Below are 8,137 nucleotides of genomic sequence, written 5' to 3'. Positions count from 1 at the left end.
TCTGATATACTTTTCCTCGCCTTTCAGCCACACATAGATACCATTGCTTGTTCCAATCCATAGATTTTTCTTAGAATCAACCAACAGGCTTAGGATATAGTCGTTCATTACATTATTGAGCTGAGGGTAGATATCTTTTAGGTGAGTGAATACCTTCGTTTCAGTATTAAATTCATAAAGACCATTGCCAAGGGTTCCTATCCAAAGTCTTTTGTCGATTTTTTGAGCAATAGACCAGACTGATATAGAAATAGATTCGTTGTTAAGAGTACTATAAGGGTTATAGCTGATTAATTCATTGGTTTGCTCGTTAAACCATGCCAATCCGCTACCGTAAGTTCCAAGCCATATGTTTTGTTCGCTATCTTCGAATACTCTTTTAATCACATTGCTTTTACGGTTAGATGGCATCTTATTGAAACGATGAAAAGACTCATTCTTTTTATTGAAAAGGTTCAGTCCGCCACCATCAGTTCCCACCCAAATTCGATTCTTTGAATCTTGTAACAGACTTAATACAACATTATCACTAATGCTGCTTGAATTATGAGCATGATGCTTATAATGTTGAAAGCGATTTCGTTCCGTATTGATTATTCTGATACCTTTCCCGATGGTACCCACCCAGTACAAACCATTGCTGTCGATATAAACAGAATAAATGGCTTTTGTGTCGAGCTGATAATGCGCTTTGTTGTTTTCATTGTTATGAAGCATCTCTTTCTTAACCGGGTCGATATTAATAATACCACCACCATCAACAGCGGCCAGCAAACTACCATCCTTATTTATGGTTAATGAGAGGATAATGTTGAGGTTAGAGCCGGATGAGCTGCTTTGTAAATTAAAACGTTCGTATACCTTCATCACTTTATCAAAGCGATATAGTCCCATGTTATCTGTTGCTATCCAAATACTGCCATTTTCATCATCGAGCAAAGAGTTAATTTGCATGGTAGGAAACTCGTAATTGATAAAGACCTGTTCTTTTGTGTCAAACATGCTTAAGCCCTGACCGTAAGAACCAACCCATAATTCGCCATCATTACCTTCTGTAATAGCTGAAATCATGTTAATATATGTCCCTGGTGCATCTTTTTGAGCAAAGCATGAAAAGTCATCTGTTTGCTTGTTGTAGCAGTACAAACCACCTCCCATAGTACCTATCCATATCTGATTTTTGCTGTCGAGTAATAAATCACCTATATGATTATTTAGTAGAGAAGTAGGTTGGTTGGAGTTGGCAAGGTAACGTTTAAATTTCTCTGTGTCTTTATCAAATTTATTTAATCCAAACTTGGTTCCTACCCAAATGTTTCCATCGTTATCCTCCTGAAGTTTGGTAATGAAGTTGCTGCTTAAAGTGGTTTCATCGTCACTTGTACTATAGAAGTTGTTTATTTCGTAACCGTTATATCGATTCAGGCCATAGTAGGTACTGAACCACATATACCCTCGACTGTCCTGAATGATACAATTTACAGAATTATTACTTAAGCCATTTTCAGTATCTAACACATTGTATCCATAGTTGGTGTTTTGGGCACTGATACTTGGTAATAAGAGACATAACAGAAAGAAGAGAATTGTGGTAATATGGCGCATAATTGCTGATTATTTTATGGGATGTGAAAATATAAAAAAATAGATAATGCTGGCTTTTCCTTTCGACTTTTATAAAGAGTGCTTTCAAATGTTTTGTATTAAAAGCTATTGTCTTTCAAAAGCTAAGGATGTAATGGTTGGGCTATAAACCATACTGATGTAGTTTATCGTTCCATAGGTAGTACTTTTTACACTGCAGGTACAACCGGTGTTTTCAGCGCTTATAATGAATCTCCGGCATAGAATCCGGGTTAAAGAACGTTAATTAATACCTAAAGGTGTTTTTTATTAAACCAAATAGACATTTGGAGTGTTTATTGATGAAGTTAAATTCGAATTGGGAAAATAACAAACTAAAGAATTTTAATAGAATATGGAAAAAGAAGTTCCGACGGCTAATAAGATTAAAACTGATTTACATGAGATATTGGATATTCGTCATTTGACGGATAGTACATTTGTAATGCGCATAGAAAAAAAGGATTTGGAGTTTGAAGCCGGTCAGCATGTATGTGTAGGACCACCAAATGGTATCCATACACGTGAATATTCGATTTACAGTGCTGAGCAGGATGACAGCCTTGAGATATTGGTAAAAGAGGTGGAGAATGGCCTTGTTTCACCGAGTTTAAAGAAGCTTCAAAAAGGTGGATATGTTGTAGTGGAAGAACCTGTTGGCTATTTTACTATCAATAAAAATTTACCAGCTGATCAGGAATATGTATTTATTGCAAGTGGTACTGGTATTTCGCCATTCCATAGTTTTGTGTTGAGTAAGCCGGGTCTGAATTATACTTTGTTACATGGTGTGAGAGAAGGGGAAGAGGCTTATGATGCTGAAACCTATGAAGAAGATAGGTACGTCCTTTGCACATCGCGTGATAACAAAGGGAAGTTTAACGGACGAGTAACTGAATATTTAAAGAAGAATCCTTTTGGAAAAGAGGCGCACTATTATTTGTGTGGCAATTGTAACATGATTCATGATGTATATGACATTCTTGAAGAGCAAGGAGTCAGTACCGATAATATTCATGCAGAGGTCTATTTCTAGCGAGTAGGCTAGGTGTTTGATCTTTTCCAAAGTTTTAAACTTTGGAAAAGGTGTAAGAGAAGTTATATAGTTAGCAGTAAAAGAAAATAACAGTGAAATATCATTTAGTTACATTGGGCTGTCAGATGAATCAATCGGACAGTGAGCGTGTAAAAAGGGTGTTAGATGGGATGGGTGCCCAATGGACCGATAATGAGGAAGAAGCCAATATTATTGGCATATTAGCCTGTTCGGTACGTCAAAAAGCAATTGATAAAGTTTATTCTAAAATTGCCAACTGGAACAAGCGTAAAGCATCGCAAAACCTGATTACTTTTATCAGTGGTTGTATTTTGCCTGCCGATAAAGAGAAGTTTTTAAAGCTGTTTGATATTGTATTTGCCATGCGTGAACTACCTCAGTTTCCGCAGATGCTTTCGCAGTATGGTATCACAACACCGGCTGGGTTGGAACGTGACAACCTAAATCCAAAAGAAGAAATGTCCTTCTTCTGGCAGGTGAAACCAAAGTATAACAGTTCCTTCGAAGCCTTTATACCGATTCAGAACGGTTGTGATAAGTTTTGTTCTTTCTGTGCCGTGCCATATACGAGAGGACGGGAGGTAAGCAGACCATCGTCTGAAATTATTGATGAAGTAAAAAGCCTGGTTGAGAAAGGTTACAAGTCAATTACCTTATTGGGACAGAATGTGAATTCATATGGACTCGATAAAAAAGGTGATGAGATAACTTTTGCTGAATTATTGGAGGAGATTGGTAAGATTGGAGAGAACTCAGAAAATGTATTTTGGGTGTATTTTACATCGCCGCATCCCCGCGATATGGGAAGAGAAGTGGTAGAAGTGATTGCCAAATACGATTGCCTGGCCAAGCAAATTCACTTGCCTATTCAATCGGGAGATGATAAGGTGTTGATCAAAATGAACCGGAAGCATTCGGTAAAAAAATATAGGGAAACTGTAACGGCTATTCGTGAGTTAATTCCGCAGGCCACTTTGTTTACCGATATTATAGTTGGTTTTTCGGGCGAAACGGATGCTCAGTTTCAGAATACACGTAAGGCCTTAAAAGAGTTTCAATATAATATGGCTTATGTCGCCATGTACTCGAAGCGCCCGGGTGCAGCATCCTACAGTTGGCCCGACGATGTGGATCTGAAAATAAAAAAAGAACGATTGGCATTATTATCAGATGACTTAGCAGAAGTGTCGGGTACATATAATGCGAACATGGTTGAAAAGGTATTTCCGGTTTTAGTCAGGGATACGGACCGGAAAAAGGGATATCTGAGCGGACAAACAGAAGGTAAGATTACGGTTCGTTTTGCATCAGAAGATCATGCATTAATCGGTCAAATTGTGAATGTGAAAATTACTTCAGCAAGCAATTTCTCAATTGAAGGCGAACTGGTTGAAGTAAAGGAGTTGGTGGGGTAAAGATGAAGAAGAAAGTTGGTTTTAAAACCTTAGGTTGCCGTCTTAATCAATTTGAAACAGATGCATTGGCATCTAAGTTTGTTGGCTTAGGTTATGATGTGGTAGAGGATAGCAAGGATACCGATGTGTTTGTGGTTAATACCTGCACAGTTACTAATCAAAGTGATCAGAAATCGAGGTATGTGGTAAATAATGCCTTAAATCATGGCCATTCAGGTATGCTTATTATTACGGGTTGTATGGCCAATCACCACAAAGAGCAGCTTGAGAAACGCTATCCCAATGCCTATGTGGTCGATAACCAGCAAAAAAGTGCTATACCTCAGCTGGTGGAGGCGCATTTTAATAAAGAAATTCTACCATCGAACCAAAACCAGGGAGGCGTATTTAGCTATGCTCCTGCAGCTGATACCTTCCATACCCGCAGTATGATTAAAATACAGGACGGATGTGATAATTTCTGCACCTTCTGTATAATCCCTAAAGTAAGGGGACGGGCCATCAGTCGTTCGGTCAATGATATTATTGAGAATATTAAGCAAGTTGTTGGTTTTGGATATAAAGAGGTAGTGATTACTGGTGTTAACATCAGCAGATATAATCATGACGGCCTTACTTTTTCAGGACTCTTAAAACAAATCGTAGATATTGACCTTGATTTTCGGGTGCGCATCTCATCCATCGAACCAGACAGTTTTGATGATGAGTTTTTCGAATTGTTAAAGCATCCAAAGATTACACCGCATCTACATTTGTGTTTACAAAGTGCATCAGAGTCGGTACTATTACAAATGCGCCGGATGTACACCTATAAATTATATCAGCGAATAGTAAAACGTCTTCGTACCATAAATCCACTTTTTAATATTACTACGGATATCATTGTGGGCTTTCCGGGCGAAAGCGAAACCGATTTTCAAAAGTCGGTGGAGGCGGTTAAAGAAGTCGGTTTTGGTCATGTTCACACCTTTAAATATTCAAAACGCGAAGACACCCGCGCAGCAAGGATGACCAATCTGATTCCGGAAAAAGAAAAAACAAAGAGGAGTGAAGTAATCAGATCAATTGCCTTGCAAACAAAAATCGAATATCGAAAACAGTTTATTGGTAAACAACAACAAGTATTAATCGATACGATTAATGGAAGTATTTCTAAAGGGTATGGCGAGTTTTATATTCCTGTAAAAGTAAATCAGGAGCTTCGAAAGAATCAGCTATACACAATGCAAATTGTCGATATTGAAGAACAAGGTAATGAGCCTTGCTTATTGGGCATGTTAATTGATTAATTCACTTTTCTTGAATAAAGTAAAGTACGGCCTGCTTTATTCTTTTAATCCTTTCTAAAAACATCTAAGCTTTTTCAAAAGGCCTTCTGGATAAAAAGAAAGGTACCCTAATTTGAGGCACCTTTCTTATCTTAATTACAGGAATCTGATTTTGGAGACCTACTAAAACCTTATTGAATCTTTGTTTTAATAAAGACTTCCATTTCAAACATTCTTATTATTGTTGAAGAATATTCAGGATCAGTTTCCGGATTATCGGCAACTGTTTCAAATACATATCTGATTTTACTTGCTGGGATGCTTTCGTATAAACCAGTCCAGTTGTTACTTCCATCTGTTACATCATCTAATAGAACCCATTCTCCCTCTTGGAATACCTCCAATTTGAAATTCGTTATTGGTGTATCATCGTATATCTTCACTTGCTCAACAGCATGTTCTTCTTCCAAATCAATTTCTAACCAATGTCCGCCAGCCACTCTTGCATTGATCCACCTTGATGCATTATCACCAATTATGCCATCTACAGCTTTATCTGCTGTGTAACTATCATTTAGAGTGGGCGATGAGGTAGCTGGTTTATTCAAGGCAACATTCACATACTTTTCAATGGTTGGTGTAACAGTTGGCGCCCTGAAAGTATCCATGCAATTAACAGGTTGGTAGAGCGTTGAATATTGCAATGGCGTATCAAAATTGGGTGTTGAAATAAAGACAGGTTCTTCCAACTCTTCCACGGTAAACGATAAAGTCACATCTTCTGTACCATTGTTATAATATACCTCAAGTCCCTGATCAGTCTCATTTAACGGAGCACTAAATTGCATGTAGATGCCTTCTTCAACTAATTCAAAACCAAGTAAGGTGCGATTGGTTAATGAACCGGCATATTTCTCACCATATACTTTGCCAACAGTATTAAAGTCAATTGAATATGTGCCCGCATTATCATCCGAAATAAAAGTAAAGGTAAAGTCACCTTCTGCTACAGCTTGATCATCTTCCAGAATAAAACTAAATGGTGAACCGGGAACAACCTCTTCTACTGCAATCCTTGTTTCTCTGTTCATCCCAAACTCTACCCAATTTATATTAAGATACTTAACGCGTTTATCACTTAGATAGCAATCAAAGCCTATTCTTTGATCACCACTGGTTACATGTGCAGAATCAACTTTTCCAATGTAATTGATTTCTCCGTCTTTCATCCATTCCTCATGCAATTCATTCATATCTTCACATGATGCAAACACTAATAACAAAATGAAAGAGTATATAAAATATAAATATCTATTCTTCATCGTTCATTGATTTTTTTTGTCCCCAAAATCTTAATTCACCTAACCACATACGGTCCGTGTCTCCCCATGATTCAACAGAAATAAAACGGACATACTGATAGAAACCGGCATTAATATCAATTTCGAACTCCATACCTGAAGCAAAATATTGTTCATCCTCTTCTGTTGGAGTATCATTGGCATCACCACCGGATGGCTTTTGATCTATCCATTCATCAATTACTTCCCATCCTTCTTCGCTAACTGGATCATTGGCTACAGTTGGATCATTTGTTCCTAACAATCTTATATGTCGTGGTTGACTGTGAGCATATATAAAATCAGGTCGGCACCACATTGTAAAACGACTATATTTAATTTGCTCATTGAAATCCATTGTAAACCAAACCGGGCCGCCCTCAGTATTTTTTATACTATAACTTTGTTTTCCTGTATTTCCATCCCAAAGTACCGAGTATGGTTCACTATACGGGAAAGAGAAATGTGGAGCATGACTTAACTCACGAACCGCAGGACTGCTAACCTGCTCTTCAAAGAATGGAGTAGCAGAAAAAGAGATTGTGTCGGTTCTTAAACCATATTGATCACGAACTAAATACGCAAAGTTTGTTTCCACAGCCTCCAATCCTCTCACTGCTTTTTCCAGACTTTGTGCCTCAGTATAAATGTTTTCATAAAACTCGAATTTTTCAGTAACTGTGTTTTCTCTTAAAAACTCGATAACCACCTCTTCTTCTTCTTCATTGGTCCACTTTAATTTAACACCACCAAATACTTCCCACCATTCAATGCTTGCAAGTATATCGTGAATGGGATTATCCAAAGGTTCTATTTCAACTGTCACCGGATTACCAATATTTTGGCTTTTATCAACTGCTGTTAATTTTATATTTACCTTTTTCTGTTTTGAAAAGCCAGGCAATTCCATACTATTAGTAAATGACGAACCTCTTACTATTGCTTCTTTACCTAAATCATTGATGTATGAAGCCTGCACATAAAGCAAATCAGCATCGGTAGGTGGTACGTATGTAATGACACTTAATCCTGGCTGATTTTGCACCTGAACGTCACTAACCATTCCCGGGGGAGTATCATCAACAGGGAATTGTCCCCGGGAATCTTCTTCTTCGCATGACACAATGACAAGTGCCATGAAAACAATTAAGTAATATCTTATATTTTTCATATCTACTTGTTTTACCACAAAGGATTTTGAACCAGATTATCGTTTACTCTTATGTGCTGGTTAGCAATTGGTAAAAGATAATCTCGCGTAAAGAAATTTTGCTGTTCAAGAGTTACTATTTGATTAAAGGTTGCTGCTGTTTCTCCATCGATGTTATAAGCCTGAATTGATTTATTCATTGGTATATCTGCTGTTTTCCATCTTCTGAGATCGTAATAACGCTTACCTTCAAAGGCTAGCTCTGCTGTACGCTCATGCTGAAT

At 37.6% G+C, this 8,137-nt stretch carries 7 protein-coding genes; 3 read left to right on the top strand and 4 right to left on the bottom strand.

The genetic code is table 11. The annotated features are described in order from the left end of the window. A partial coding sequence (locus tag AC4MRQ_RS23780; RefSeq protein ID WP_491200225.1) for a ligand-binding sensor domain-containing protein occupies window positions 1–1,605 on the bottom strand: 1,605 nt, incomplete at its 3' end. Between the two features lie 373 nt (window positions 1,606–1,978). On the opposite strand from AC4MRQ_RS23780, the gene AC4MRQ_RS23775 reads away from it, so the two are divergent. From AC4MRQ_RS23775 to mtaB, 3 genes are all read left to right on the top strand, one after another. Beyond that, on the top strand, window positions 1,979–2,659 hold the full coding sequence (locus AC4MRQ_RS23775; protein ID WP_491200224.1) for a ferredoxin--NADP reductase: 681 nt from the start codon (window positions 1,979–1,981) through the stop codon (window positions 2,657–2,659). Window positions 2,660–2,751: 92 nt separating this feature from the next. After that, complete coding sequence (miaB, locus tag AC4MRQ_RS23770) at window positions 2,752–4,095, top strand: tRNA (N6-isopentenyl adenosine(37)-C2)-methylthiotransferase MiaB (protein WP_491200223.1); 1,344 nt, start codon at window positions 2,752–2,754, stop codon at window positions 4,093–4,095. A gap of 2 nt (window positions 4,096–4,097) precedes the next feature. Further along, on the top strand, window positions 4,098–5,384 hold the full coding sequence (gene mtaB / locus AC4MRQ_RS23765) for a tRNA (N(6)-L-threonylcarbamoyladenosine(37)-C(2))-methylthiotransferase MtaB (protein WP_491200222.1): 1,287 nt from the start codon (window positions 4,098–4,100) through the stop codon (window positions 5,382–5,384). Between the two features lie 170 nt (window positions 5,385–5,554). Here mtaB and AC4MRQ_RS23760 read toward each other — a convergent pair whose 3' ends face one another. From AC4MRQ_RS23760 to AC4MRQ_RS23750, 3 genes are all read right to left on the bottom strand, one after another. Continuing rightward, window positions 5,555–6,685, bottom strand: a complete 1,131-nt coding sequence (locus AC4MRQ_RS23760) for a DUF4998 domain-containing protein (protein ID WP_491200221.1) — start codon at window positions 6,683–6,685, stop codon at window positions 5,555–5,557. Then, window positions 6,675–7,874: a DUF5000 domain-containing lipoprotein gene (locus tag AC4MRQ_RS23755; protein WP_491200220.1), complete on the bottom strand. Its 1,200-nt coding sequence runs from the start codon at window positions 7,872–7,874 to the stop codon at window positions 6,675–6,677. Before AC4MRQ_RS23755 ends, AC4MRQ_RS23760 begins: the two co-directional genes overlap by 11 nt. Before the next feature lie 11 nt (window positions 7,875–7,885). Then, on the bottom strand, window positions 7,886–8,137 hold a 252-nt coding region (locus tag AC4MRQ_RS23750), incomplete at its 5' end, for a RagB/SusD family nutrient uptake outer membrane protein (protein WP_491200219.1).

The sequence above is a fragment of the Carboxylicivirga sp. genome, assembly GCF_982718395.1.
Note: the sequence above shows the minus strand (reverse complement) of the source record. Positions and strands in the feature narration are given on the sequence as shown.